Origin of the sequence: Streptomyces sp. NPDC026673, assembly GCF_040638135.1 — a bacterium.
In the GTDB taxonomy this organism is placed as follows: domain Bacteria; phylum Actinomycetota; class Actinomycetes; order Streptomycetales; family Streptomycetaceae; genus Actinacidiphila.
The window spans coordinates 1-22,376 of record NZ_JBEZXR010000057.1; the positions used below are offsets into that span (position 1 = coordinate 1).

Below are 22,376 nucleotides of genomic sequence, written 5' to 3' on the forward strand. Positions count from 1 at the left end.
CGGCGCCCCCGCAGGGCCGGGGGGGGCCCCCGCGCCGCCCCGCGCGCCCCCCCCCCCACCCCTCGCGCATGCCCCGCCGGCCGTCCCGTGCCGATGCAACAGGGGCGCACACGCCCCCGTTTCGGCAGGCCGTACACGAGGGGGCATCCGCACACGGGCCGCCCGCCGCGTCGGCCGCGCCGCCGCTCCGCGGGCCGCCCGGGGACGAACTCCCCCGCATGACGGGCGTGTTGTGCACGACGGTCGCTCGCGCCAGGTGCGGGCGGCACAGCACGCGCGCCGACCGCACGCGTTGTCGCACCCGTCGACGGACGTGAAGGTCCCGCGTGGCGGATACGGGCCGCGCACGCGGCTCCGGCGGCCACGGGCGAGGCCATCGGCCCGGAGACGGACAGGGCCGGTGGACCGTGCACGCGGCGCTCGCCGTGGAGCCCCGCCCCGCCGCTCCCGGACGTGCCCGGGAGCGGCGGTCCTCTGCCGGCGGCGGGTGCCGCCCGCCCCCGCTGTCCGGGGCGGCCCGAACGCCGTTCGGTCCCCCGACGTCGCCCCGCCCGATCCCGGCAATTCCCGATCGGCCCCGGCGACTTCCCGTTCCCTCCGCCCCGGGCGCCCGTCGGCCGCGATCGGCGGGTGGGCCATACGGGTGAGGCCTCCACCGGGAGCCGTCCAGCTCGGACGCCACACACCCTCTGGTGGCGGTATGTCATGAGAAGCGCTTTTTGTCCGGCGGTGGTTTGCTGCGCATGGCGGCGGTCCGGTTCTGGGAGCCCCTCCACGGAGCCGCCGCCTCTTTCCCCTTCCGTCACAGCTCAAGGAGGAGCTTGATGTCGGTCTACACCCCCCAGCAGTACGGTCAGCAGCTGCAGCAGCCGGCCTGGCAGCAGTCCGGCCAGCAGCAGTGGCAGCCGTGGGCAGGCCAGCAGGCGTACGGACAGCAGGGCGTCGGCCAGCCGTTCACGGGCCTGCAGGGCTACGGGCAGCAGCACATCGGCCAGCCCGGCATCGGGCAGGGCCAGCAGCAGCTGCCCCTGCTGGTGACCGAACTGTCGCTGCGCTGTGCGGCCACGGCCGTGAACGCCATGGTCGAGCAGGTCCGCATCGACCCGCAGATCATGATGGGCATCCAGGCGCAGGGCCAGATCCCGCCGCACGCCTGGAGCAGCGTGCTCACCGAGTGCGCCCGCCGTATCGCGCCGGTGGTCCACAGCGCGCTGAGCCAGATCGCCCAGGGCCAGTCGCACATCGGCCCGTACGGCCAGCAGTACGGCCAGTACGGCCAGTTCCCGGGCCAGTTCCAGGGCCAGTTCCAGGGCGGCCAGGCGCAGTACGGCCAGTCGCAGTACGGGCAGCACTTCGGTCAGATGCCGCTCGGCATCTGACTCGTCTCCCGTCCGGCCGGGCGGCCCTCGGGCTGCCCGGCCGGACGGGGCGTCCTGCCGCGGCGGCGGCGCTGTGTGGTGAAACACAAGGTGATGGGTGAAGGCGGAAGCGTGATGAGTGAGCAGCACGGCAACGGCGGCATGGCGAAGGGCCAGGGCGGCGCGAAGGGCGGCCGCAAGCCCGGCGGCGCCGGACCGGAGGCGGGCGGGGCCCGGGAGGCGGCCGCCGGACCGGACGGGACGAAACAGGGACCGGAGCAGTACATGGGCATGGCCGGGGCGCGTCCCGGGCACCCGGGCCCCGCCGGACGGGGCCGCTACCTGGTGGCCCCGCGTCCCGCGGCCTGGCTTACCGCCGGCGTGCCGCCGGTCGAGGCCGCCGCACTGTTCACGTTGCTGGAGGAGGACCCGGAGGTCGAGGTGGTCGCCCAGGTGCACCCCTCCCGTTCCCGTGGTCTCGAGGCGATCGCCGAACCCCACCCCGTGTGCCCCCCGGTGGCCGTCGTCATGATGCCCCACGAACGCGCCCGGGCGCTGGCCGCCAACCCCCAGGTGGTCGTCGAGGCCGACCAGCCGCTCGCCTACGCCGCGGCGCCCTCGACGCGGCCCGCCGTCCCGGCCGCGGACCCGGAACTGCAGGTCACGCTGCAGGAGCCGCCGCACATCACGGTGCGGGTGACCAGCCGCGGGCAGGCGGTGCCGGACGCCCAGGTGTGGGCCGCGGGCACCGGTTCGACGGTGTACGGCGTCACCGGCGCCGACGGCCGGGCGAGCCTCGCACTGCCGGCCGACACCCCGGCCACCGTCCGCTCGCTGTACGTACGCCCGTCGGGCGACCACTGGCCGGTGCGCACCGGCAGGCCGTTCCCCGATGACGACACCCTCTCAGGCACCGAGGTCGAGGTGGTCGTCCGCTCCCTCGCGGAGACTTTCGAGGGCTTCCCGGACCGGCCGCTGACCGGCTGGGGCTGGCAGGCGATGCGGCTGCACGAGATCCCCCCGACCTACCGCGGCCACGGGGTCTCCGTCGCCCTCCTGGACTCCGGGGTCGACACCGCGCACCCGGACCTGAAGGACACCGTCCGGGCCGGGGCCGACTTCACACCCGGCGCCGACGACGGCGGGTGGCGGACGGACGCGACGGGGCACGGCACCCGCTGCGCGGGGATCGTGGCCGCCGCGGACAACCGCACCGGGGTCACCGGGATCGCCGCGGACGCCACGGTACACGCCCTCAAGCTCTTCCCCGGTGGCCGCGTCGCCGACCTGCTGCGGGCGGTGGACCACTGCATCTCCCACGACATCGACGTCGCGCAGATCAACGTCACCTACGACCAGCCCTCGCAGTTGGCGGCGTGGAAGCTGATGGACGCGCACGCGGCGGGCATCGCCGTCATCGCCCCCGCCGGCGACACCTCCGGCGCGCTCACCCCGCTCGCCGCCCTGCCCACCGTGCTGGCCGCGGGCGCCCTCGCGCACACCGGCACCTATCCGCCGGACAGCCCGGCGGCCGCCACCCAGCCCCCGTGGCCAGGCCCGTACCCGGCGCCCTTCACGCCCACCGGGCCCGGCGTCGACCTGACCGCACCCGGCGCGGCGGTCATCACCACGACGCTCGGCGCCACCTACACGGTCGCGGAGGGCACCGCCGTCGCGGCGGCCCACCTCACCGGCCTGGCCGCGCTGGTGCTGGCCCACCACGACCAGCTTCGGGCCACGCCCCACCCCCGCACCGCCGCCCGCACGGACCACCTGATGGCCCTGCTCCGCGGCGCCAGCCGGCCGTTGCCCGTCACCGAACCGCTGCGCGTCGGCGCCGGCCTGCCGGATGCCCCGACCGCACTCGGTCTGGCCGCTCCGACCTCGCCGATGACGGATGCCGGCGCCGACCGGATGCCCCTGGGATCCCCCTCCCCGAACTGACCGGGGCGCCTCCCCGCAGACCGGGCGGTGGCCCGGGTTCCATCGCCCGGACCACCGCCCCCTCACCGCCCCGAGCCGCGGCCCCCTCACACCACCGCCCGCCCGCGGGGCCCGGCGACGACCCGTACGGCATGCGCGCTCCGGGGGACGGGCACAGCCTCCGCCTCCGGCGGGCCGTCAGCCAGGGTCGCGGGCGCCGGCCGCCGCGTCGGCAGCCGCGCGGGCCCGGGCCTGCGGTGGTGGGGCTCCCAGCGCGTCGCGTACGACCGCGACCACGGCCATGTCGTCCTCGAGCGGCGCCGCGACGTGGGCGAGCAGGTCGTCGGTGATCTCCCGCACGAGCTGCTCCGGGACCCGGTCGCCCCAGGCCGCGGCCCGGTCGAGGAGCGGATAGAAGTCGCCGTCGGCGTTCCGGGCCTCGGTCACGCCGTCGGTGTAGAGCAGCAGCCGGTCGCCGGGGGCGAAGCGGAAGGTGGTCGGGACGTAGCCGCTCCCGGTCAGTCCGCCGAGACCCAGCGGGGGCGCGGGCTCGGGCACGTCGAGGGCGGTGACCGTTCCGTCGTGGAGGAGGAGCGGCGGCAGGTGGCCGCAGCTGACCACACGCACGAACGGCTCGCCGTCGGGGATCTCGACGACGGCCGCGGTCACGAAGCGCTCCCCGACGTCGGTCCCGCACTCGCCGTCCCACGACTGCGTCAGCTCCCAGCGGACGCTCCCCTCCAGGGACGCCATCAGTTCGGCCAGCGGCGCCTGGCGGTGCGCGGCGGCCCGGAAGGCCCCGAGGACGGTCTCGGTGTCGCCGATGGATCCCAGGCCCTTGCCGCGTACGTCGCCGATGAGGAGCCGGGTGGCCCCCGAGGTGCGGGCGACCGCGTACAGATCCCCGCCGATGCGGTCCCCGTCGCCCGCGCTGCGGTAGGCCGAGGCGATGGAGACCGGCCCGGCGTGCGGTGGCAGCGGGCGCAGCAGCACGCCCTGCGTCGCCCGCGACACCTCGCGCAGCTCCGCCAGCTCGCGTCTGCGGCGCTCGCGGAGCGCGCTGATCAGGACGAGCAGGAGGGAGAGCAGCACGAGGGAACCGAGCTGGACGAGCACGTTCTCGGTGAGGAGGGTGTGCCGCTCGGCACCCGCCGCGACGAGGGCCAGCACCGCCGCGACGGCGGTCATGGCACCGCGCAGGGCTCCGGCGAACGCGGAGGCGAGCGCCACGGGGACGACGAGCAGGTGGGCGAGGTGGATGTCGGCCGGCAGGAAGTGGTCCGCCACCGGCACCGCCGTGATGATCGCGATCATCACGGTGAGGAAGGCTCTACCGCCCGACCCGACGGGATCCTGCATCGCCGAGAGACGTGACCCGAGCTCCATGCGGGTGCCTCCTTCCCGCACCCGGGCCGGGTGCGACCACGACAACCCTCGCTCTGCGCGATCTCAACATAAGGACTTTTTGTTTTCTTCCGGACAAAATTCTCGTACGGAACCCGCCATCCGGCGTGGGCGGGGCCCTGACCAGGGCTGAGCCGGTCGGGACGCGGGCGCGCTTCGGCAGGCACCGGACGCCGGGCCCGGCGCGGCCGACAACGGTGGGAGGGCGTGGCGCTGCCAGAGAGGGAAGCGGCCGCGCCGGCGTCCGGCCGGACGGGCGTCGCCGTTGTACGGGCGGCCTCCTGCCGCTGCTCAGGCGGCGATCAGATCCGCCCAGCGACCGCCCCCGCGAGTGCGGCTGCCGACGCCCGAACCGATGCCGAGACTGTCGACGATGCCGGCGCCGCGGCCGTGCTCGCCGGGACCGCAGCTCGATGCCCAGGCGCCCTGCCGCGGTGCGGGACCGCCGTCCGTGACCTCGACGCGGATGATCGCGACGCCGTCCGACTCGCCGCGGCGCAGGCGCAGCGCGACCGGCGGCAAAGCGTGCTCCACGGCGTTGGTGACCAGTTCGGAGACGACGAGGACGGCGTCGTGCACGGCCTCCTCGGGCACCGCCCAGCCGGTCAGCACGGTACGGGCGGTGCGCCGCGCGACGGCGACGGCCACGGCACGGTGCTCCAGCTCGCACACGTACACGTCGGTACGGGCGGCCGGTGGCCAGGCGGACGAGTGCGTCATCTCCATCACTTCCCAGGGACCGAAGGGCTCCGGATCATCGGCCTCCGGCGGACCGCTCCACGGCGTCACCGGCATGGGGGGAAGGGCCCCTGACCATCCCCCGATCGAGGGTGCCCCGGGCACCCGCATCCCAAGGTGTACCCCGGCGAGACCTCCCGAACCCCACCCGTCACAGGAGTGTCGATGACGCACATCAGGGACTCCACCGCACATCCGCCCCGCTCCGGGCGGCCCGCTCCGGAGCGCCCGAACCGTCTGCGATCCTGGTCGGGTGCCGCTCTCGCCGATCGCGCCGGAACCCATCACCGCGGACCCGCCCCACGCCGCCGAGGGCGCGCTGCTCACCCAGTCGTGGCTGGACCTCGCGTTCCTCCACTGGACCGCGGACCCCGCCGCCATCGCACCCCTGCTCCCGGCCGGCACCGTCCCGGACACCCTGGACGGCGTCACCTACGTCGGGCTCGTCGCCTTCCGCATGCACCGTGTCGGCTGGTTCCGCCTGCCCGGCATTCCGTACCTGGGCACCTTCCCCGAGACGAACGTCCGGCTCTACTCCGTGGACGCCCACGGACGGCGGGGCGTCGTCTTCCGCTCACTGGACGCGTCCCGGCTCATCCCGGTGGCGGTCGCGCGCGCCGCCTTCCGCCTGCCGTACCAGTGGTCGCGGATGGCGGTCCGCCGGGACGGCGCGACCCTCACGTACACCAGCACCCGCCGCTGGCCGGGCCCGCGCGGGGCGCACTCCCGGATCGCCGTGCGCGTCGGCGAGCCCGTCGCCGAGCCCACCGAACTCGAGCACTTCCTCACCGCGCGCTGGGGCCTGCACAACACGTTCCTCGAACGGTCGATGTACCTGCCGAACTCTCACCCCCGCTGGCCCCTCCACCGCGCGGACCTGCTCCGCTGCGACGAGTCCCTGATCACCGCCGCGGGCCTCCCCGCCCCCTCGGGCCCACCGGTCAGCGTCCTGTACTCCCCCGGCGTCCCCGTCCGCTTCGGCCGCCCCTCCCGCCCGGGCGGCATTCCGACGCCCTGAGCCGCGGCCGCCCCGGGTGCTGTCGGCGGCCGGTGGCATGATGCGCCGCATGACCTCACCCACCGCGGCCGACTACGGCTGGATACGCAGCCCGTCCTCCTTCTTCCGGTACGCGCAGGACTACGGCTACACCATGACGCTGGTGCGGGGTGTCGCCCCGGCGGAACTGCTCGCGCTGGCGGGGGCCGAGCAGCGCGGCGCGTGCGAGGGGGTCGGCGAACTGATTGAGCGGAACAACGAGTTCACCGACGCCTTCGACCCCTGGCCGGACTCCTTCATCGCGGGAGCGTTCACCGTGCCGGGGGACGGGGGGAACTGGACCCTCGCCCTGGAATTCGGCGGCGACCTGGGGACGCGGCCGCGCCTCTTGGAGACCCTGTCCGCCGGGACGCGCGCCGTCGCGCACTCGAGCAACGGCGGCAAGCCCCTCGACTTCTTCCACTGGTACGAGGACGGGGAGTCGCGCACCGTCTTCGAGTGGCCGTCGAACAGGAGCGGGAGCACCCCGGACGAACTCGTGCCCCTCATCCGGGAGGTCGGCCTCGATCCCGACGGGGACGGCGACCCCGACGTCGACCACAAGGCGGCCGTCTTCGCCCTCACCGAGCGTCTCACCGGCGTGCGGGTCACCGAGGAACTGCTCCGGAGCGCCCCCTGCCTGCTGGGCGAGGTCCCGGAGGAACCCGTCGAGGAGTGGCACGGCATCACCATCGACCTCAGGGACGCGCAAGGCGAGGGGCCGTACATCCGGATCGAGCCGGATCAGGTCTGACCCCCGGTCACGGCCGGTCGGCGCGCCGCACGGTACCGGGCGGCGTCAGTCGGGCGGGAGGAGCGTGCCCAGGGGGCCGAGGTCGAGGTTGAGGTCGGACATGGACAGTCCGTACTGCGCGCACAGGCCGGCCATGCGGTCGTGGAGGATCATCAGCGTGGCCCCGAGGCGTTCCTCCTCCTCCTCCGTCAGGTCGCCCGTGTCGACGCGGTGGAGGGCCTGGCGTTCCATGAGCTGGCGGAGGAGTTCGACGAGGGTCAGGACGAGTCTCATCAGGTCGCGTTCGACCGTGTCGGGGTCGGTGCTGATCCGGCGCGCGGGGCGGGACGGACTGTCGTGCGGAACGGCGGGCAGCAGGCGGAAGGCGCGGGCGGCGGCGTCGGCGACCTCGCCGAGGCGGTCCGGGGGGCGGTCGTCGCCGGGGGGCGCCGGCGGCGTGGGGGCGGTCATGGACCGGGCTCCGGGCCCCACGGGGAGGGGTTGCGTTCGCTGACGGAGACGATCAGCGCGCGCAGGGAGATCCGGACGAGGTCGATGTCGGCGATGGACAGCACCACGTCGCCGGTGAGGACGACGCCTCCGCTGAGGAGCCGGTCCAGCAGGTCGACGAGGGCCACCTGACGCTGGGCGAGCGGTTCCGGTGCCCGGTCGGAGGCGGTCATGGAGCCGTGCCCGCCGCGGGCTCCACGACGCCCGGGACGGCGGCGAAGGAGTACGGGGCCCAGGGCCCGGTGACGTCGATCCGCACCCCCGGCAGGCCCTCTCCCGCGGCGAGGACGCGGGCACGGAAGTCCTCGGCCCGGTCGCGCACGACGAGGAAGGCGTCGTTGAGGACGTTCTCCCCCGTTCCGGAGGCGAGTTGCCCCTGCTGCACGCGGTGCCGGGCGTGGCCCGCGGCCAGTTCGCGGCCGATCTCCTCGACGCGGGAAGCGGCGTCCGCAGCGGCGCGGTGGGCCTCGTCCCGGGAGTGCCGCTGAGCGCGGCGGGCGCGCAGGTAGGCGCGGCCCGGGCTCATGTCCGCGGCGGTGCCGGTGCCGGGGGCCTCGGCGGCGGCCTCCGCGGGGGTGTCGACATAGATCTTGACGCCCCATTCGAGGTGACCGGCCAACCGGTCGAGACCCGCACGGAACATCTCGGCGCCGTCCCGCAGCACCGCGCGGACGCGCGCGTCGTCGAGGTACACCGTGGCCAGCCGCAGCGGCAGCACCGTGGTGTGCGCGCACAGCGCCTCGATGACGGTGTGATGGGCGCGCGCCACCGCTTCCAGCCAGTCCAGCTCCTCCAGATGGCGGCGCAGGGCGTCCTCAAGGAAGTCGGCAGACGGCACGGGACTGACGGCCGCCGCCAGGTCCCCGGACGTCACGAGCCCCACCGGCGCTCCGGCGACGCCCCGCAGGGCCTCCACCGCACCGGCCGGCACATCTGATGCGCCCAGCACGGCGTAGGCGTAGGCGACCCGGTCATTCATCGTCCGCCCCGGTGCCCTCACGGCGGTGCGTGGCCGAGGACCGCGTGCGGTGGCGGGAGGCCACGCTGCCCCGCCGGGTGTCCGTCAGCTCCCGCTCCCCCTTCAGCGCTTCGATCTCCTCGCGCAGCCGCCGGTTCTCCTCCGCGAGGGAGCTTTCGCCGTGGGCACGCGAGGACAGCGAGGGGTCGTGCTCCCACCAGTCGATGCCCATCTCCTTGGCCTTGTCGACGGAGGCGACCAGCAGCCGCAGCTTGATGGTGAGCAGCTCGATGTCGAGCAGGTTGATCTGGATGTCGCCCGCGATGACGATGCCCTTGTCGAGGACCCGTTCGAGGATGTCCGCGAGGTTGGCCGACGACCCCTGCCCGTAGGAGTACGGCTGGGGAGCGGCCCTCGAGGGGTACGAGCCGAGCCGGCCGGCCGGGGAGTCCGTCACTGCGTCACCTCGTCTCAGGGGGCCGCTTCACCGCGCCGGAAAGCCGCGATCTCGTCGAGGCGGTCGAGCAGTTCCTCCTCGCGCGCCTCGAAGGTCTCCTCGTCGATCCGTCCGGCGAGGAGTTCCCGCTCCAGCGCGGCGAGTTCGCGTTCCACGGGCTCGGGGTCGTAGTACTCCTGCTCGGCCGCGTCCAGCACACGCTCCACCACCCAGCCCACACCGCGCACGGGCGCCAGGGGGAGGGTGACGATCTGGGTGAACAGTCCCATGGCCACGGCACTCCCTCTCACACGAAGCTGTACGGGGGCAGCGGGCCGACGAGCCGGAAGTCGCATTCCTCGCCGACCTGGTTGGCCAGGCTCAGCTGGGTGGCCAGGAACATCTCCTCCTTGCCGTCGTCCACCAGGAAGGAGACGCTGAGGAAGTCCTGTCCCGCCGGCGCGGAGACCACGTCGTCCCGGGCGAAGGGCCGCAGCGCCTCGACGATGCCCGCGCCGAGGGCCTGCTGGCGGGCCTGCACCTCGTGGGCAATCAGCTCGCCCAGCACGATCGGCGCGTCAGGGGAGGGGGATCCGCCGCGGATCTCGTCGTTGAGCCGGCGGACCTCGTCGTTCTCCTCGAGGATCCGCAGCAGCAGCGAGTCCTCGTCCCAGGAGACCTTCAGGTGGTACTCGGCGCAGCCCGCCAGGTTCTTCAACTGCTCCCGGTACTCCACCGCCCGTTCGTCCAGCACGCCCCGCACGGTCTCCTCGTCGGGCGACGTGAAGCCGAACCGCAGCGGCAGCACGGCGCCGTCGGCCATCAGCCTTTCCTGCACCTCCTGGTGGGCGAGCACGTCCCTGCGCCGGGGGCGCAGGTCCTCGGGGGCCTCGCTCACGACCGCGGAAAGCTCGCCGGACGTCACGGTGCGCAACGCCTCGTCCGATCCGCCGACGGGCTTGAGGCCGTCGAGGCGCATCGGGTGATCCTTCGAGGTGATGGAGTAGACGTAGACGGCCATGTCATTCCCTCTCCCGCCGGGAGGTTCGCCTGGTGCTGCCGCGCCGCCGCTGCCGGGGCTCCTCCTCGTACTCCGCTTCCTCCTCTTCCGGCTCCTCCTCGTACTCCTCGTCCTCGTCCTCCTGGTCGCCGCCCTTCAAGGCGCCCGTCACGGCCTCGACCGCGCCGGACAGGGCGCCCTTGGACTTGCCCCTGGCCCCGCTCTCGGTGATCTCGCCCACGAGGTCGGTGAGCTGGGCCGGCTGCTTGCGGCCGGATTCGAGGTCGAGCCGGTTGCACGCCTCGGCGAACCTCAGATACGTGTCGACGCTGGCCACGACGATGCGGGCGTCGATCTTCAGGATCTCGATACCCACCAGGGACACGCGGACGAAGACGTCGATGACGAGCCCGCGGTCCAGGATCAGCTCCAGGACGTCGTACAGGCTCCCCGTGCCGCCCCTCGAGATACCGCCGCCGCCCTGCGGCACCACGGTCATGGCGCCTCCCTTCAGCGCCCCGTCGTCTCAGACGCGCCGATCGATCTGCCCCCGCGCGTAACGGCGGGTGCGTTCGTACGCCACCAGGTCTCCCTCCTCGTCGAGCTTCACGTGGTAGGTGGCCATCACGCTGGTGGTCTCGGGCACGCGCTCCAACTCCAGCACCTCGACGTCGGCTTCCCATCCGTCGTCCACGGGCTTCACCGCCGACACGGACTCCGGCCTGCGGCCGAGGAGTTCGAAGAGCTGCTCGGCCGCGGAACGCATGGCCCAGGCGGCGGAGCGCTTGGGCGGCCGCTTGGCCCGCTCGCCGGCGCGGCCGCGCCTGGTGCCTTCACTCCGGCCGTTCCTGTCGCTTGCCGCCATCCCCTTCTCCGGTTCCGGAGGAGCGCCACCCCTGCTAAGAAACGTACTATTTCAGCATATACACCCCTACACATCTGTGCGGCGACGGGTCGCTTTCCGAAGGGGACGGCTGATGAAGGACACGACCAAGATCGCTCTTGCCGCCGCGGTCGCGGGTGGCTACGTGCTCGGTCGCGCCAGGAAGGGGCGGCTCGCCTTCGCGATGGCGACCTTTCTCGCAGGTCGCCGTGCCGGACTCGATCCGCAACAACTGGTCACCGAGGGTATTCGCAGGCTCCAGGAGGTCCCCCAGATCGCCGACCTCAACGAGCAACTGCGCGGCGAGCTGATGGACGCCGGCCGCAAGGCCGTCACCGCGGCCGCGGACCGCAAGCTGGCCGATCTGGCGGGCGCGTTGCACGACCGCACGGCACGGATCGGCGCCAAGGGGGCGCTGGGCGAGGAAGACGAGACGGAAGAGGAATACGAACCCGAGGAGGGGGAAGAAGAGGCGCCCGCGAGGAAGCGCCGGCCGAAGCGGCGTCGCCCCGCCCGGGTGGAGGAGGAATCCGAGGACGAGGAGCCCGAGGAGCCCGAGGAGGCCGAGGAAGAGGAAGAAGAGGAGGACGAAGGGGACGAAGGCGAGGAGGCACCGCCCAGGCGCCGTCGCGCCGCGAAGCGCCGGGAGCCGAGCCCCGAACGCAGGCCGCGGCGCAGGCCGGAGGGCAGGCCCGAGCCCAAGCCCGCGGCCAGGAAGGCACCCGCCAAGAAGGCACAGCCCGCGAAGAAGACCGCCGCCAAGAAGAGCACCGCCAAGAAGACCGCCGCCCCGGCGAAGCGCACGGCCAAGAAGACGTCCGCGCCCGCCGCGAAGACCACGGCGCGCAAGGCGCCGGCGAAGAAGACCGCGGCCAAGAAGACGGCGGCCAAGAAGACGTCCACACGGCGGAGGTAGCCCGATGGCCAGGACGGCACAGGAGACCGGCAACGGCCAGGCTTCCGGCCTGGACCAACTGCGCGACGAACTCGTCAGCTTCGTCGGGGCCCAAGTGGGCAACCTGGCCGACAAGGCGGGCGACAAGGTCTCCGACCTCACCGACCAGTTGCTGGACGTGGCCGAGAACGGCGGAGTGCTCCCCAAGGCCGGCCTGAAGATCCTCCAAGGCGACTCACCGCTCAAGGCCCTCGGAGGCGGCGTGCTCGACAAGGCGAAGCAGGTGCTCGGCGGCGGCAAGGGCAAGGGCCGCAAGTCCGGAACGCAGAAGGTGACGAACATCGTCGAGGTCCTGGACGTCGGCGTCCCGCTGCGGTTCGCCTACGACCACTGGACCCAGTTCGAGAAGTTCAGCGCCTTCACCAAGGGTGTCCGCAGCGTCTCCAAAGGCGACGACACGTCAAGCGACTGGAAGGTCAAGGTCGGCCCGTCGACCCGGGGCTGGAAAGCCACGATCGTGGAGCAGGTCCCCGACGAGCGCATCGTCTGGCACTCCGACGGCGCCAAGGGCACCACGCGCGGCAGTGTCAGCTTCCACGAGCTCGCGCCCTCCCTGACCCGCATCGTCCTCGTCGTCGAGTACTACCCCTCCGGCCTGTTCGAGAAGACCGGCAACATCTGGCGGGCCCAAGGGCGCCGGCTGCGGCTCGACTTCAAGCACTTCCAGCGGTACGTCTCCCTCACCAACGAGGAGCCCGAGGGCTGGCGCGGCGAGATCCGCGACGGCGAGGTCGTCCGCACGCACGAGGAGGCCCTGGAGGCGGAGGAGGCCGAAGCCGAAGAGGGCGAGGAGTACCCCGAGGACGAGGAAGAGGAAGAGCCGGACGACGAGGGCTACGCCGAGGACGAAGAGGACGGCGAAGACGAGGAGTACGACGAGGACGAGGAGGACGAGGGGTACCCCGACGACGAGGAAGAAGAGGAACCGGGGGACGAGTACGAGGACGACGACCAGGAAGAGGACGAGGACGAGGAGTACGACGAGGAGGAGGAGTACGAGGACGCCCGGCGCTGACGCCCCGTCACTCCCTCGTACCCGTGGACGTCGGCCGGCCGTGCCGGGCACGGCCCGCCGAGCAGCCCCTCACCCCGCCAGGCGGCGGATCTCGAGTGTGTTGTCCACCCACATCGTGGGTCGCCCGTCCGGCCCGTTCTGGACGCGCTCGTGCTCGTCGGTGAGCAGCACCTCCCACTCGCCCTCGGGAAGCGCCAGGCTCTCCAGCACCTCCTGCGGGGTCGGGAAGTGCGCCTCGGGGTGCGGATGGGTCTCCCAGGCCGGGAATCCGGCGTGTCCGACGACGAGCAGCACCCCACCGGGCGCCACGGCCGCCGCGGCGGCGCGCAGGATCCGCTCGCGGGGCATGTCGTTCGGCGAGTGCAGGAACTGCGCGGAGACGAGGTCGTGGACACCCTCGGGGAACGACTCGGAAAGGTCGTGCCGCTGCCAGTCGACGAGACCGTCGGCGACGCCATCCGCCCTCGCGTGCTCGGCCGCCCGCTCCAGGGCGACGCGGGAGATGTCGACGGCGGTGACCCGCCACCCCTGCCGGGCCGGCCAGACCGCGTCGGCGCCCTCTCCACAGCCCAGGTCGAGCGCCGTACCGGGCGTCAGCCGTCCGACCTCGCGGACCAGGACCCCGTTGGGGTTGCCGCTCCGGACGCGGTCACTCCTGGCGTATCGCGCGTCCCGGAATTCCGCTTCCGACCCGGCGTCGGTCGTGCTGGTGGCGCCGTCGGTCATCGATGCCGTCTCCCCCGTGCGGTGGAACGTGGGTCTGCCCCGACCATGCGGCTCCCCCGTTCCCGGGGCAAGCCTTCTTGCCGGTTCGGCAACTCCGCCGGTGCCCCGCCCCTGCCCCGCCGGCCGGTCCGCGCCTATGTTTGATGTCATGGACACCACGTCGCCCGACGACCACCCGCTGCGCCGCCTCACGCTCGATCAGCTGCGGCGCCGTACGAGCATGAAGTGGCGCTCCCATCCGGAGGACGTGCTGCCCCTGTGGGTGGCCGAGATGGACGTGCCGCTCGCCGAGCCGGTGGCACGCGCACTCACGGAGGCCATCGCGCTCGGTGACACGGGGTATCCGGCGGGCACCGCTTACGCGGAGGCGCTGGCCGGCTTCGCCCGGGAGCGATGGGGCTGGGACGGACCGGCCGTGGACCGCGCGGCCATCGTCCCCGACGTGATGCTCGGTGTCGTCGAGATGCTGAAGCTGGTCACCGGCCCCGGTGAGTCCGTGATCGTCAACTGTCCGGTGTATCCGCCGTTCTACCACTTCGTGGCGCACATGGACCGCCGGGTGGTGGAGGCGCCGCTCGGCCCTGACCTGCGGCTGGACCTCGCGGCGCTCAAGGAGGCCTTCGCACGGTGCACGGCGGGCGGCGGGCGGGCCGCGTACCTGCTGTGCAGCCCGCACAACCCGACCGGCACCGTGCACACCGCGGAGGAGCTCTCCGCCGTCGCGGCGCTGGCCGACTCGTACGGGGTGCGGGTCGTGGTGGACGAGATCCACGCGCCTTTGGTGACCGCCGAGGCGGTGTTCGTGCCGTATCTGAGCGTGCCCGGTGGCGAGAACGGCCTGTCCCTGATGTCCGCGTCGAAGGCGTGGAACCTGGCCGGTCTGAAGGCCGCGCTCGCCCTGGCCGGTCCCGCCGCGGCGGAGGATCTGGCACGGATGCCGGAGGAGGTGAGCCACGGGCCGAGCCACCTGGGCGTCATCGCTCACACCGCGGCCCTGCGCGACGGCGGGCCGTGGCTGGACGCCGTGCTCGGCGACCTCGCCGACAACCGGCGGCTGCTGGCGGGCCTGCTCGCCGAGCGGCTCCCGGCCGTCGGCTACCGTCCGGCACCGGGCACGTACCTGGCCTGGCTGGACTGCCGCAGGCTGGGGCTGGGGGACGACCCGGCGGCCGCCTTCCTCGCCCGGGGGCGCGTCGCGCTCAGCGCGGGGCCCGATTTCGGCACGGGAGGCGACGGACACGTACGGCTGAACCTCGCGACGTCCCCGGAGGTGCTCACCGAGGCGGTGCACCGGATGGCGGCGACGGTCGGCTGAGAGGCGGCCCTGGCGGCGTAACGGCCCGGCGTCGTGGCGGCCCGGCGTCGTGACGGCCCGGCGGCAGAGCGGCCCAACGGCAGAGCGGCCCGCGTCGTGGTGGCCCGGCGGCGTCCCGTCATCGCCCTTCGTCGGCGTGGAGCCGATCGGTGTCCCGCGGTTCGGCCTTGGGCACCGTCTCGTCCGGGCCCTCGTCCGGGCCGCCGTCCGGCCGTGCCCGGGCCCGTTCGAGCTCGGCGTTGAACTCCAGGCCGAGGAGGACGGCGATGTTCGAGATCCACAGCCAGACGAGGAAGACGATGACCGCCGCCAGGCTGCCGTAGAGCCGGTTGTAGTTGCCGAAGCCGGACACGTAGAGGCTGAAGAGCGCGGAGGCGGCGGCCCAGATGACCACGGCCAGGATGCTGCCGGGGCTCACCCAGCGGAAGCCGCCGTGCTTCACATTGGGGGCGGCCCAGTACAGCAGCGCGAGGACCAGGCCGAACATGACGAGCATCACCGGCCATTTGGCGATACCCCACACGCCGAGCGCGGCGTCGCCGACGCCCAGCACCTGTCCCGCCCTGCGGGCCAGGGCTCCGGTGAAGACCACGCCGATCGCGATGAGCGCCGTGACCACGAGCAGCACCACGGGGATGACGAACCTGCCCGCCAGGGTCTTCCACAGGGGCCTGCCCTCGTCGACGTCGTAGAGGGCGTTGGCGGCTCTCATGAAGGTCGCCACGTAGCCGGAGGACGACCACACGGCGACCGCGACGCCGATCGCGAGGGCGAGTCCCCCTCGGCCGACGCCGTGCTGCAACTGCCCGAGCACGCCGGTCAGCGTGTCGCGGACCGGTCCGGGCGCGAGCCCGCTCACATTGACGATCAGGGGTTTGACGCTCGGGCCGCCCAGCAGACCGACGACCGAGACGATGACCAGGAGGGCGGGGAAGACCGACAGCACGGCGTAGTACGTCAGCGCCGCGGCCCAGTCGGTCAGGTGGTCCGCCCAGAACTCCTTCACCGTGCGCCGGAGCACCACGCGCCAGGACTCCTGGGGGAGCTCGGTCGGCTTGCCGGCGCCGGTCTGCGGGTGGCGAGCCATGCGCGATCACTCCCCTCAGGGCACACGTCCCCTGCGGGAAACGGCGACAAACCACTGCAAAGAGGATGAGCTACGTGCCGGATCTCAGTGCTGGAGCGCGACCTTCGCCGCCACGATCACCAGGCCCAGCACCAGGTTCACGATCCCGACCGACACGACCGCCCAGCGGGAGGCGCCCACCCGGATCACGGCCGCGCCGGCCCACGCGACCTGCTGGGCGATGGCGATGACCAGGGCCAGCCACGCCGCACCCTCCGGCCCGAGCCCCAGCAGCGGACTCACCGCGACCGCCGCCGCCGGCAGCAGCGCGGCCTGCACGATCGGCCACTCGCGGACGCACACCTGACGGATCTCGTGCCAGGTGACCCGCCCCCCGCGCAGGCGGTCGCCCACGAACCCGGCGTAGACATGGGCGGCCCAGAACACCAGGCCCGTGCAGATCAGCAGCAGCACCAGTTCCAGCCGCGGATACGGGCCCGCCGAGCCGGCCCCTGCCACCACCGAGGCGGCCAGGAGCGATCCGTAGACGGCGCCCGTGTAGTTGGCGCTGCCCGTACCGGAAGCCTCCCGGTCGGTGACCTCCTGCGGGCCGGAGCCGGCTGTCATCCCTTCAGGATCACCGAGGCGGCCCGTCCCCGCACGGCCGTGCCGGGCCGGGCGGCCCGGCAACGCGACGTCCGAATCCCGCCAGCCGGCGCCCCGCGCGATGCCGCACAGTGGAGGGGTGACGAGCGAGACGAACGGCGAGGACAGCAGGTACGAGGCGGTGTGCAGCCGCGACGCGCGCTTCGACGGGGAGTTCTTCTTCGCGGTGACCACGACCGGGATCTACTGCCGCCCCAGCTGCCCGGCGGTCACACCCAGACGGCGCAACGTGCGGTTCTTCCGTACCGCGGCGGCCGCCCAGGGATCCGGTTTCCGGGCCTGCCGGCGGTGCCGGCCCGACGCGGTGCCCGGGTCCGCGGCGTGGAACACCCGGGCCGACGTGGTCGGCCGCGCGATGCGGCTGATCGGCGACGGCATCGTGGACCGCGAGGGGGTCGCGGGGCTCGCCGCGCGGCTCGGCTACAGCGCCCGGCAGGTGCAGCGGCAGCTCAACGCCGAGCTGGGCGCGGGGCCGATCGCCCTCGCGCGGGCGCAGCGCGCGCACACCGCCCGCGTCCTGTTGCAGACCACGGACCTGCAGGCCGCGGAGATCGCCTTCGCCGCCGGTTTCGCGAGCGTCCGCCAGTTCAACGACACGGTCCGCGAGGTGTACGCGCTGACGCCGACCGCACTGCGGCAGGCGGGCCCCGCCCGGCACGCGGCCGCCGACGCCGCGGCCGGTGTGCCGCTGCGGCTGGCGTACCGCGGGCCGTACGACGCGGGGCAGGTCTTCGACTACCTGGCGGCCCGCGCGATCGCCGGCGTCGAGGAGATCACGGGGACCCGCGGCCGGCGCGTCTACCGGCGGACCCTGCGGCTGCCGCACGGGCCGGGTATCGCCGAGGTGGACGAGGCGGCGCCCGCCAGGGGCGGCGACTGGCTCGACTGCCGGCTGCACCTGACCGGACTGCGCGACCTGACCACGGCGACGCAGCGGATACGGCGCCTGTTCGACCTGGACGCCGACCCCTACGCGGTCGCCGAACGGCTGTCCGCGGACCCGTCGATGCGAGCACTGGCGCGCGAGCGCCCCGGATTGCGCGCTCCCGGGGCGGCGGATCCGCACGAGCTGGCGGTGCGGGCGGTGCTGGGTCAGCAGGTCTCCGTGGCGGCGGGACGCGGGCTCGGCGCGGCGCTGACCGCCGCGCACGGTGAGCCCCTGGCGGCGCCGAGCGGCGGCCTGACGCATCTGTTCCCCGGCGCGGACACGCTCGCCGGGGCGTCCCTGGCGACGGTGGGCATGCCTCAGGCCCGGCGGGAGACGCTGCGCGGTCTGGCCCACGCGCTGGCCGGCGGCGAGGTCGTCCTCGACCCCGGCGTGGACCGGGACGGCGCGGAGAAGGCCCTGCTCGCGCTGCGCGGCGTCGGGCCGTGGACGGCCGGGTACGTCCGGATGCGCGCCCTGGGCGATCCCGATGTGCTGCTGGAGGGTGACGTCGCCGTGCGCGCGGGGGCCGGCCGTGCCGGTGTCCCGCTGGAGGACGCCGAGAACTGGCGGCCGTGGCGCACCTACGCGATGCACCTGCTGTGGGGCGCCGGTTGACCGGGAGACAGCGGGAATACGACGTCCGAATCCCGCCGGACACCGGTGACGAACCACCGCAGAATCGTAGATGTCACTGAAGTCGTGAGGAAAGGGAAGGACCGATGACGGTCTACACGACGCTCGACAGCCCGCTGGGCGAACTGCTGCTGGTCGGCGAGGAGTCGCCGACCGCGAAGGGCGGCACCGCGCTCTCCTCGCTGTCGGTGCCGGACCAGAAGGGCGGGGTCGTCGCGGCGGACCTGTCGGACGGCACGCGCGCCGACGACGCCGCGTTCACCGAGATCGCCCGCCAGCTGCGGGCGTACTTCGCCGGCGAACTGACGGAGTTCGACATCGAGTTCACCTCCGCGGGGACCGCCTTCCAGCAGCAGGTGTGGAAGGCCCTGGAGCCCATCGGCTACGGCACGACACTCACCTACGCCGACGTCGCCGACGTGATGGGCATCCCCCGGACCTCCTCGCGGGCGGTCGGCACCGCGATCGGCCGCAATCCGCTGCTGGTCGTCCGCCCCTGCCACCGGGTGGTCGGCGCCAAGGGCGCGATCACCGGCTACGCGGGCGGCGTGGAGCGCAAGCAGTTGCTGCTGGACCTCGAAGCCGGGCGCGGGACGGCGTGAGGACGACGGCCATGGCCACCGCCGCCGCTCACCCCGCGACGTCCCTGTCCGCGCGGGTCGACGCCGCGGACTGGCCCGCGCTCGCCGCCGAACTCGACGTGTACGGCAGCGCCTTGACGACCCGTCCGGTCCTCTCGTCCGCCGAGTGCCGTGCCGTCGCCGCGCTCTACGACGAACCCGGGCGGTTCCGCTCGACCGTCGACATGGCGCGGCATCGCTTCGGCTCGGGGCAGTACCGCTACTTCGCGTACCCCGTCCCCGCTCCCGTCCGGGCGCTGCGGGCCGCCTTCTACCCCCGCCTGCTGCCCATCGCCCGTGACTGGGCGGCCCGGTTGCGGCAGCCCGCACCTTGGCCCGACACCCTCGACGAGTGGCTCGCCATGTGCCACGCGGCGGGCCAGAACAGGCCGACGCCGATCCTGCTGCGCTACGGCGCGGGCGACTGGAACGCGCTCCACCGCGACCTGTACGGGGACCTCGTCTTCCCGCTCCAGGTCGTGATCGGGCTCGACGTCCCCGGGGAGGACTACACCGGTGGCGAGTTCCTGATGACGGAGCAGCGGCCGCGGGCCCAGTCCCGGGGCTCGTCCACCACCCTGCTCCAGGGCCACGCGCTAGTCTTCACCACCCGCGACCGGCCGGTGCGCTCGGCGCGCGGCTGGTCGGCCGGGCCCATGCGGCACGGGGTGAGCACCGTGCGCGGCGGCCGCCGCCACACCCTGGGCCTGGTCTTCCACGACGCGGCGTGACGACGTACACGCTGACCGGCCCGGACGGGTCGACCTACCGCAGCACGGTCCCGGGGACGCTCGGCGGCCACCGGCGCGGCCGGCTGTACGGCCGGCTCGACTGCCCGACTGCACAGAAGGCCATCGCGCGCGGTGGATACGTCCGGGATCGGGTGTTCTTCGCGGACGAGGCGACGGCGGTCGCCGCGGGCCACCGCCCCTGCGCCCGCTGCCTGCCCGAGCGGTACCGACAATGGAAGGCGACACCGACGGAGCGGAACGCCATGACGAACCCCGACGCACCCGCCGCGGCACCGGCCTCGCCGCTGGTCCCGCCCGAGGGACTGGCCGTGCTCGAGGGCGTACCGGGACCGCGGCCGCACACCGATGCGGAACTCACCGCCCTGCTCGGCCTGCTCGGTGACGCCCGCCCCCATGTGCGGGCCGTCGCCGTCGGCCGCAGCCGGGACGCCGCCTCCCGCGCGGCCGCCGAAGCCTTCGCCGCGGCCTGGCGCGCCTCGGGCGGCACCGTCGTGACGGTCGTGGACTGGCCCGAACGGGCCGCGTCCTGGCTGCGGGCCGCCGGGCGGCTGACGGCGCCGGCGCCGGACGCCTGGGTGGTCGCCGCGGCGCCCGCCGGGTGGGCCCAGTTGGCCCGGCGCCTGCGGCACAGCACGCCGTGGGACCCGGCCCGTACGTACGGCTTCGCCTCCCTCGGCGACGCGCGCGTGGTGGCCGCCGCGGGGGCGGGGACGCTCCAGGGCCTGCGCGGGGCGGCGGCCGACGGCGGGACGTGGCGCGTTGACCGCGGCTGGGTCACCGCGGCCGCCCCGGGGAAGGGCGGTGCCCGGTGAGCGCGCTCATCCCCCGTCCCCGGCTGCGGGTGGCGCCGGGCGCGGTGCACGTACCGGGCTGGCTCACCCTGGACCAGCAGCGGGAGCTGGTCGTCGCGTGCCGGGCGTGGGCCATGGGCCCGGTCCCGATCCGCCACACCCGTCTCCCCCGTGGCGGGGTGATGTCGGTCCGCACGGTCTGTATCGGCTGGCACTGGCAGCCCTACCGCTACAGCCGCACCGCGGACGACGTGAACGGCGCCCGGGTGGCGCCCTTCCCCGACTGGATGGTGGAGCTGGGCCGCCGCGCCCTGGTCGAGGCGTACCAGGACCCGGCCGCGGGCGACGGCTACACCCCGGACACCGCGCTGATCAACTTCTACGACGGCGACGCCAAGCTCGGCATGCACCAGGACAAGGACGAGCGCAGCGCCGCGCCCGTCGTGTCGCTGACCATCGGCGACACCTGCGTCTTCCGCTTCGGCAACACCGAGAACCGCAACCGCCCCTACACGGACCTGGAGCTGGCCTCCGGCGACCTGTTCGTCTTCGGCGGCCCGTCCCGTTTCGCCTACCACGCCGTGCCGAAGGTCCACCCGGGCACGGGCGACCCGGCCACCGGACTCGCCTCGGGCCGGCTGAACATCACGATGCGGGTCACGGGACTCGACGACGGGACGCGGAGTCGGGCGCCGCGGCCGTGACGGCGCCGTCGGGGCCGTCACGGCCGTCGGAGCCCGGGCGCAGACCGGGAGCGAGTGCCAGGGTGACGGCGACGGACACCGCGGCCATCACCGCCATGGCGGTGCCCGGGGAGGTGTGCTGGGCGACGGCGCCCGCGAGCGCGGCACCCAGGCCCTGGCAGGCGAGCATGCCCGAGGAGTGCAGCCCGAGGGCGTGACCGCTGAGTTCGTCCGGGGTCAGGGCCATCAGCCGTTCCTGCAGCAGCAGGCTCGCCGCGTAGCCGACGGAGGCAACGGCGACGACGGCCGCCGCGAGGGGCAGGCCCGGACGCAGGGCGAAGAGCAGGTAGGGGGCGGCGAGCAGCAGCCGCAGCGCGGCGCCCGCGCGTTCCCGCCACCACGGCGGGACGAAACGGCCGGCCATGGTGTCGCCGGCGAGCATGCCGCAGGCCGCGGCGGCCAGGAGCAGGCCGGCGTGCTCGGGCGCGTACGGCACGAAGAGCGACTCGCAGCCGACGATCAGGCCGTTGGGCACCCACAGGGCGAGGTACACGTAGCGGCGGGGCCGGGCGGACCACAGCAGCACGTTGGTGCGCCAGGTCTCGGCAGCCGAGGGGCGGCCGCCCGCCCGCGGGGGCCTGGGGCGCAGTCCGGTCAGGGCGGCTGCCGCGGCCGCGAGGTAGAGGGCCGCGCCGCCGAGCAGGACCCCGCGCGGGGACAGGGCGGCCAGCAGCAGGCCGCCGGCGGCGAAGCCGCAGATCTGCATGGTGCCGGTCGCCATGTTCAGCACGGAACGGCCCAGCAGGAAGCCGCCCTTGGGGAGGATCTCGTGGAGCAGTCCGTAGCGCACCCCGCCGCCCAGGGACGCCACCAGGCCCTGCGCGGGCAGGATGACGAAGACGGCCCACATCGGCAGACCGGGGACGGCCAGGACGGCGGTGCCGAGGGCGAAGAGCAGGGCGACCGCCGCGAGCGCGGCGCGCGGCGGCAGCCGGTCGGCCGCCGACAGCAGGGTGGTCGCCCCGACCACCTGCGCGAGGGACGGGCCGAACATGGCGACGGCGGCCAGCAGCGGCGAGCCCGTCGCGGCGTACACCAGGGTGCTCAGGGCCAGCCCGCTCACCGTCTGCGCCGCGACCTGACCGGTGGAGACGAGGAACAGCGGGGTGAACTCCCGCGTACGGAAGAGCTCTTGGTAGGTGCGCATGGACCGAGTCTCGGCGGCGGCGGATCGAGCGGTTAATGTT

At 73.9% G+C, this 22,376-nt stretch carries 26 protein-coding genes; 12 read left to right on the top strand and 14 right to left on the bottom strand.

What is annotated here, in order from left to right; translation table 11 throughout:
• Positions 1-824 precede the first annotated feature (824 nt).
• Entirely contained in the window at positions 825-1,379 is a 555-nt protein-coding gene (locus AB0F62_RS30280; protein WP_361806228.1) for a hypothetical protein, read from the top strand.
• Positions 1,380-1,493: 114 nt separating this feature from the next.
• On the top strand, positions 1,494-3,302 hold the full coding sequence (locus AB0F62_RS30285) for a S8 family serine peptidase (RefSeq protein WP_361806231.1): 1,809 nt from the start codon (positions 1,494-1,496) through the stop codon (positions 3,300-3,302).
• 177 nt (positions 3,303-3,479) lie between these two features.
• Here the strand turns inward: AB0F62_RS30285 and AB0F62_RS30290 are convergent, their stop codons facing one another.
• Both AB0F62_RS30290 and AB0F62_RS30295 read right to left on the bottom strand, forming a co-directional pair.
• A complete protein-coding gene (locus tag AB0F62_RS30290; RefSeq protein ID WP_361806234.1) occupies positions 3,480-4,667 on the bottom strand; it encodes a PP2C family protein-serine/threonine phosphatase in 1,188 nt (395 codons plus the stop codon).
• 309 nt (positions 4,668-4,976) lie between these two features.
• Positions 4,977-5,405, bottom strand: a complete 429-nt coding sequence (locus AB0F62_RS30295; RefSeq protein WP_361806237.1) for an ATP-binding protein — start codon at positions 5,403-5,405, stop codon at positions 4,977-4,979.
• Positions 5,406-5,676: 271 nt separating this feature from the next.
• Here AB0F62_RS30295 and AB0F62_RS30300 point away from each other — a divergent pair, with 271 nt between their 5' ends.
• On the top strand, positions 5,677-6,441 hold the full coding sequence (locus tag AB0F62_RS30300; protein ID WP_361806240.1) for a DUF2071 domain-containing protein: 765 nt from the start codon (positions 5,677-5,679) through the stop codon (positions 6,439-6,441).
• A gap of 49 nt (positions 6,442-6,490) precedes the next feature.
• The gene (locus AB0F62_RS30305) at positions 6,491-7,213 is read left to right on the top strand and encodes a DUF6461 domain-containing protein (protein WP_361806243.1); all 723 of its coding nucleotides are present in this window, start codon (positions 6,491-6,493) and stop codon (positions 7,211-7,213) included.
• A gap of 45 nt (positions 7,214-7,258) precedes the next feature.
• Here the strand turns inward: AB0F62_RS30305 and AB0F62_RS30310 are convergent, their stop codons facing one another.
• The 8 genes from AB0F62_RS30310 to AB0F62_RS30345 are packed head-to-tail and all read right to left on the bottom strand — an operon-like array spanning position 7,259 to position 10,961.
• Positions 7,259-7,663 (bottom strand): gas vesicle protein K, encoded by a 405-nt coding sequence (locus AB0F62_RS30310; protein WP_361806246.1) that lies wholly within the window; start codon positions 7,661-7,663, stop codon positions 7,259-7,261.
• Positions 7,660-7,875, bottom strand: a complete 216-nt coding sequence (locus AB0F62_RS30315) for a gas vesicle protein (protein WP_361806248.1) — start codon at positions 7,873-7,875, stop codon at positions 7,660-7,662. The genes AB0F62_RS30310 and AB0F62_RS30315 overlap by 4 nt, the downstream gene beginning before the upstream one ends.
• On the bottom strand, positions 7,872-8,681 hold the full coding sequence (locus AB0F62_RS30320; RefSeq protein WP_361806250.1) for a GvpL/GvpF family gas vesicle protein: 810 nt from the start codon (positions 8,679-8,681) through the stop codon (positions 7,872-7,874). The genes AB0F62_RS30315 and AB0F62_RS30320 overlap by 4 nt, the downstream gene beginning before the upstream one ends.
• The gene (locus AB0F62_RS30325; protein WP_361806253.1) at positions 8,674-9,117 is read right to left on the bottom strand and encodes a gas vesicle protein; all 444 of its coding nucleotides are present in this window, start codon (positions 9,115-9,117) and stop codon (positions 8,674-8,676) included. Before AB0F62_RS30325 ends, AB0F62_RS30320 begins: the two co-directional genes overlap by 8 nt.
• 14 nt (positions 9,118-9,131) lie before the next feature.
• The gene (locus AB0F62_RS30330; protein ID WP_361806256.1) at positions 9,132-9,386 is read right to left on the bottom strand and encodes a gas vesicle protein GvpG; all 255 of its coding nucleotides are present in this window, start codon (positions 9,384-9,386) and stop codon (positions 9,132-9,134) included.
• Positions 9,387-9,403: 17 nt separating this feature from the next.
• On the bottom strand, positions 9,404-10,117 hold the full coding sequence (locus tag AB0F62_RS30335) for a GvpL/GvpF family gas vesicle protein (protein WP_361806259.1): 714 nt from the start codon (positions 10,115-10,117) through the stop codon (positions 9,404-9,406).
• Position 10,118: 1 nt separating this feature from the next.
• A complete protein-coding gene (locus AB0F62_RS30340) occupies positions 10,119-10,595 on the bottom strand; it encodes a gas vesicle structural protein GvpA (RefSeq protein ID WP_361806262.1) in 477 nt (158 codons plus the stop codon).
• A gap of 27 nt (positions 10,596-10,622) precedes the next feature.
• Entirely contained in the window at positions 10,623-10,961 is a 339-nt protein-coding gene (locus AB0F62_RS30345; RefSeq protein WP_361806265.1) for a gas vesicle protein, read from the bottom strand.
• 112 nt (positions 10,962-11,073) lie between these two features.
• Here AB0F62_RS30345 and AB0F62_RS30350 point away from each other — a divergent pair, with 112 nt between their 5' ends.
• The gene (locus AB0F62_RS30350) at positions 11,074-11,895 is read left to right on the top strand and encodes a histone protein (RefSeq protein ID WP_361806268.1); all 822 of its coding nucleotides are present in this window, start codon (positions 11,074-11,076) and stop codon (positions 11,893-11,895) included.
• Positions 11,896-11,899: 4 nt separating this feature from the next.
• Positions 11,900-12,949: an SRPBCC family protein gene (locus AB0F62_RS30355; RefSeq protein WP_361806271.1), complete on the top strand. Its 1,050-nt coding sequence runs from the start codon at positions 11,900-11,902 to the stop codon at positions 12,947-12,949.
• A 69-nt stretch (positions 12,950-13,018) separates the two neighbouring features.
• Here the strand turns inward: AB0F62_RS30355 and AB0F62_RS30360 are convergent, their stop codons facing one another.
• Entirely contained in the window at positions 13,019-13,675 is a 657-nt protein-coding gene (locus tag AB0F62_RS30360; protein ID WP_361806274.1) for a methyltransferase domain-containing protein, read from the bottom strand.
• Positions 13,676-13,823: 148 nt separating this feature from the next.
• Here AB0F62_RS30360 and AB0F62_RS30365 point away from each other — a divergent pair, with 148 nt between their 5' ends.
• Complete coding sequence (locus AB0F62_RS30365; RefSeq protein WP_361806277.1) at positions 13,824-14,990, top strand: aminotransferase class I/II-fold pyridoxal phosphate-dependent enzyme; 1,167 nt, start codon at positions 13,824-13,826, stop codon at positions 14,988-14,990.
• A 118-nt stretch (positions 14,991-15,108) separates the two neighbouring features.
• Here the strand turns inward: AB0F62_RS30365 and AB0F62_RS30370 are convergent, their stop codons facing one another.
• Both AB0F62_RS30370 and AB0F62_RS30375 read right to left on the bottom strand, forming a co-directional pair.
• On the bottom strand, positions 15,109-16,077 hold the full coding sequence (locus tag AB0F62_RS30370) for a YihY/virulence factor BrkB family protein (protein ID WP_361806280.1): 969 nt from the start codon (positions 16,075-16,077) through the stop codon (positions 15,109-15,111).
• A gap of 84 nt (positions 16,078-16,161) precedes the next feature.
• Positions 16,162-16,683: a hypothetical protein gene (locus AB0F62_RS30375; RefSeq protein ID WP_361806283.1), complete on the bottom strand. Its 522-nt coding sequence runs from the start codon at positions 16,681-16,683 to the stop codon at positions 16,162-16,164.
• A 100-nt stretch (positions 16,684-16,783) separates the two neighbouring features.
• On the opposite strand from AB0F62_RS30375, the gene AB0F62_RS30380 reads away from it, so the two are divergent.
• The 5 genes from AB0F62_RS30380 to AB0F62_RS30400 all read left to right on the top strand — a co-directional run bounded on the left by AB0F62_RS30380 (position 16,784) and on the right by AB0F62_RS30400 (position 21,150).
• Complete coding sequence (locus AB0F62_RS30380; protein ID WP_361806286.1) at positions 16,784-18,265, top strand: AlkA N-terminal domain-containing protein; 1,482 nt, start codon at positions 16,784-16,786, stop codon at positions 18,263-18,265.
• A gap of 104 nt (positions 18,266-18,369) precedes the next feature.
• The gene (locus AB0F62_RS30385) at positions 18,370-18,885 is read left to right on the top strand and encodes a methylated-DNA--[protein]-cysteine S-methyltransferase (protein ID WP_361806289.1); all 516 of its coding nucleotides are present in this window, start codon (positions 18,370-18,372) and stop codon (positions 18,883-18,885) included.
• Between the two features lie 11 nt (positions 18,886-18,896).
• Positions 18,897-19,634 (top strand): 2OG-Fe(II) oxygenase, encoded by a 738-nt coding sequence (locus AB0F62_RS30390; RefSeq protein ID WP_361806292.1) that lies wholly within the window; start codon positions 18,897-18,899, stop codon positions 19,632-19,634.
• The gene (locus AB0F62_RS30395) at positions 19,631-20,467 is read left to right on the top strand and encodes a hypothetical protein (protein WP_361806295.1); all 837 of its coding nucleotides are present in this window, start codon (positions 19,631-19,633) and stop codon (positions 20,465-20,467) included. Before AB0F62_RS30390 ends, AB0F62_RS30395 begins: the two co-directional genes overlap by 4 nt.
• Positions 20,464-21,150 (top strand): alpha-ketoglutarate-dependent dioxygenase AlkB, encoded by a 687-nt coding sequence (locus tag AB0F62_RS30400; RefSeq protein WP_361806298.1) that lies wholly within the window; start codon positions 20,464-20,466, stop codon positions 21,148-21,150. Before AB0F62_RS30395 ends, AB0F62_RS30400 begins: the two co-directional genes overlap by 4 nt.
• Here AB0F62_RS30400 and AB0F62_RS30405 read toward each other — a convergent pair.
• Positions 21,104-22,336 carry an MFS transporter gene (locus tag AB0F62_RS30405; RefSeq protein ID WP_361806301.1) on the bottom strand — a complete coding sequence of 411 codons (1,233 nt, stop codon included), beginning with the start codon at positions 22,334-22,336 and terminating at the stop codon, positions 21,104-21,106. The two genes, AB0F62_RS30400 and AB0F62_RS30405, sit on opposite strands and share 47 nt — an antisense overlap.
• Between the last annotated feature and the right edge of the window lie 40 nt (positions 22,337-22,376).